Annotated in this window: 3 protein-coding genes; 2 read left to right on the top strand and 1 reads right to left on the bottom strand. The window is 67.0% G+C overall.

The genetic code is table 11. From position 1 onward, the window contains the following. Positions 1-73: 73 nt before the first annotated feature. The gene (locus tag AC3WR5_RS33400) at positions 74-646 is read right to left on the bottom strand and encodes a transposase (protein ID WP_492490100.1); all 573 of its coding nucleotides are present in this window, start codon (positions 644-646) and stop codon (positions 74-76) included. A gap of 380 nt (positions 647-1026) precedes the next feature. On the opposite strand from AC3WR5_RS33400, the gene tnpA reads away from it, so the two are divergent. Next, complete coding sequence (tnpA, locus tag AC3WR5_RS33395; protein ID WP_492490099.1) at positions 1027-1455, top strand: IS66-like element accessory protein TnpA; 429 nt, start codon at positions 1027-1029, stop codon at positions 1453-1455. Next, positions 1431-1613, top strand: coding sequence for an IS66 family insertion sequence element accessory protein TnpB (tnpB, locus tag AC3WR5_RS33390; RefSeq protein WP_492490098.1), 183 nt, complete (start codon positions 1431-1433; stop codon positions 1611-1613). The genes tnpA and tnpB overlap by 25 nt, the downstream gene beginning before the upstream one ends. Positions 1614-1640: the final 27 nt, after the last annotated feature.

The following is a 1640-nucleotide window of genomic DNA, read 5'->3' as shown; positions in this document are numbered from 1 at the left end:
CAACGTGACCGCTGCGGCTCAAGGAATCAAATGACTGCTGTCGCTGCGCTTGAAATGGATTTTGCAGGGCCGACTACGTACGCTCCGCAGCTGCCTTGACGTGCTGCAAAGCCGCACCGATGTTGGCGATCAGCCGCTTGAGCACGTCGGCCTTGCCGTGCAGCGGCGTGAGGTACAGCGTCGTCTGGTTGGCGTGGCTGGCGGCCGTGCCCACCGCGGCCAGCAGCAGCGGGCGGCTGGTGATGACTTCCAGCCGGCCCGCCGGGTGCGCCGCCCGGCAATACCAACTCCACCAGTTGTAGACCAGCGCACACGCTCGGGCCACCGTCTGGCAACGGGTGATGTCCTGCGTGGTGAAGCCCCCCAAGCCCCATTGGTTCTTCAGCTCGTCGAAGGCGTTCTCCGCGTCGGCGCGGTCGCTGTACAACTGACCGACCGACTCCAGCGGGTAGGCCACGTCTGTGACCAGCATCGCGTACCCCCACAGCCGGTCGCCCTCGTGCACGCACGGGCCGGCCAGATCCAGCCGCAGTTGCTTGCCGTCGAGGCGCCTCTCCCGGGCAATGCCGCCGCGAATGCGCTGGCGCACGATGACCACGCGGCGCTTGGTGCTCCAACCGTGCAGCTGGAACTGGGCCTCGACCATCTGGCAGCCCTGGCTGTCTGGCCGGCTCCAATCCTGGCGGCTGAATTGCTGCCAGCACCCATGGCCGATCCAGCGCCTCGCGCACCGAGTGCTGCAGGCACGGGCGCAGCCACGCCGCGCTGGCCGCCTCGTCGATGCGTTCGAGCGCCCGGCGCAGCGCATCCTCGCCGACGACCTTGGCCATGCCCAGCGCCTGCGCCGCCACGGCGTCGCCGCGCAGCGCGGTGATGTGGGCGTAGCGCCGGTACCCGGCCAGCAGCCCCAACATCAGCATGCCCAGCACATCGCGTTTGTCGTATGCGGTCAATAGACCCCGTCCTTGAGCCGATGGCTGTGACCTGACAGCCTACGTTCCCACGTAGACGAACGTGGGAACGTAGATGACGGATGAGATGGCAGAGCTCAAGCGCCGGTTGGTGTTGGGGCGCAAGAGCGACGGACGCTGCCGGTATGACGAGCAGGCGAAGTCGGAGTTGGTGGCGCTGTGCCTGCAGCCAGGGGCGTCGGTTTCGCGCCTGGCACGGGAGTTCGGCATCAACGCCAACCAGATCACGCGCTGGTTGCGCGAGCACGGTCACGGCGGTCGCCAGCGCACAGCGGTGAGCCCAGCGGCGCCGGCATTTGTGGCGGTGCCAGTGATACGACCGCCCCATGAGGCTGAGGCGGGCAGGACGCTCGCGGTGCTGCACCTGCAGGCCCGACTGCCCAACGGCGTGTCGATTGATTTGCGCGGTGTCGACACCGGACATGTCAACGAGGTCATCGAGGCACTCGGGAGGCTACGGTGTTCCGGCTCGACGAAGGCCTGAAGGTCTACCTGCACCGCGCGCCAGTGGACTTCCGGCTCAACATCAACGGCCTGGCCGCCCTGGTGCAGCAAGCACTCGGGCTGGACCCGTTCGCCGCGTGTGTCTACGTGGTCGGCCCTGCAAAATCCATTTCAAGCGCAGCGACAGCAGTCATTTGATTCCTTGAGCCGCAGCGGTCACGTTGC

Source organism: Ideonella sp. FW305-24 (assembly GCF_058788035.1).
This window is presented reverse-complemented; position numbering and strand designations above follow the sequence as displayed.

What these genes read in the sequence shown, in the direction of transcription:
- tnpA (WP_492490099.1), top strand. Translation starts at nt 1,027, where the DNA reads ATGACGGATGAGATGGCAGAGCTCAAGCGCCGGTTGGTGTTGGGGCGC.
- AC3WR5_RS33400 (WP_492490100.1), bottom strand. Translation starts at nt 646, where the DNA reads ATGGTCGAGGCCCAGTTCCAGCTGCACGGTTGGAGCACCAAGCGCCGC.